Source organism: Bacillus sp. CBEL-1 (genome assembly GCF_004348885.1).
In the GTDB taxonomy this organism is placed as follows: Bacteria; Bacillota; Bacilli; order Bacillales; family Bacillaceae_H; genus Priestia; species Priestia aryabhattai_A.
Map to the genome: position 1 here is coordinate 1 of NZ_SBIM01000018.1, position 1,177 is coordinate 1,177.

Below are 1,177 nucleotides of genomic sequence, written 5' to 3' on the forward strand. Positions count from 1 at the left end.
AGTTATCCAGTCGAACTAAAGTTAAAGGCAATTGAAATGAGATTAGCCGGTGTACCTGTAAAAGAAGTCTTATCACAACTAAACATTCGAAATCCTACCCAATTAAAAACGTGGATGAAGTGGTATCAAACTGGGGATGTACACCGGTTGGAACAGCCAGTAGGCAAGCAATATGCCTATGGAAAAGGTCCTGATTTTGAAAGCGAGACAGCGAAGTTAGAGGCTGAGAACCGACAGTTAAAGCAACAAATCGAGATTTTAAAAAAGTACAAGGAATTGGAAAGGAAGTGGTACCAGAAATCGCAGTGAACCTAGTGGAAGAGTTAAAAGAACAAATCCCTATTTATCAAATCTGTTTCCATCTTGGTATTCCCCGATCCACTTACTACCGTTGGAAGCAGCATAGTCAACAGGATACACGAAAGAAATGGATGGAACAGCAAGTGGGTGAACAATGTCGTGCACACAAGTTTCGATATGGCTATCGAAAAATCACAGCTGTACTCAAGCGAACCATGAAGATTAACCACAAGTTTGTGCAGCGTACCATGCAGAAATACGGTTGGCAATGTCGTGTTAAACGGAAGAAACGGCAGCGAACAGGGCAACCTTATCAGGTTGCAGAGAATGTATTAAATCGTGACTTTCAAGCTGAACGCCCTCTTCAAAAGCTCGTGACCGATATTACGTACTTGCCTTTTGGGCCGAAACCATTGTATCTTTCAAGTATTCAAGATTTATTTAACGGAGAGATTATTGCGTATTCCATAGGTAATTGTCAAAATGTCGCGTTTGTTTTAGACACGCTTAACCAACTCCCTTCTCTACCGGAAGGGTGCACGTTGCATAGTGATCAAGGCTCTGTGTACACATCGTATGCTTATCAACAAACAATTAAAGAGAAAGGCATTATCATGAGTATGTCCCGAAAAGGGACGCCCGCAGATAATGCCTCAATTGAATCGTTTCATTCCTCACTAAAGTCTGAAACGTTCTACCTTGACGAGTTGACATACACTACGACTACCATCGTAGAGCAAACCGTCAAAAGCTATATTACGTATTATAACCATGCCCGTATTCAAACAAAATTAAACAACCAGTCTCCTGTACAATACAGAAAACTGGTTGTTTAAAAGGTGTTTTGATTCCTGTCTCAAAAACAGGGGTCAGTCCC

At 41.2% G+C, this 1,177-nt stretch carries 1 protein-coding gene; it reads left to right on the forward strand.

The features are described 5' to 3' along the window. Positions 1-1,136, forward strand: a protein-coding gene (locus EPL02_RS19985) for an IS3 family transposase (protein WP_131888567.1) whose coding sequence is annotated in 2 segments (ribosomal slippage) — positions 1-259 and positions 259-1,136 — 1,137 coding nt annotated over the 2 segments. Because the reading frame shifts where the segments join, the coding sequence is not laid out codon by codon here. This gene is flagged as partial in the annotation. Positions 1,137-1,177: the final 41 nt, after the last annotated feature.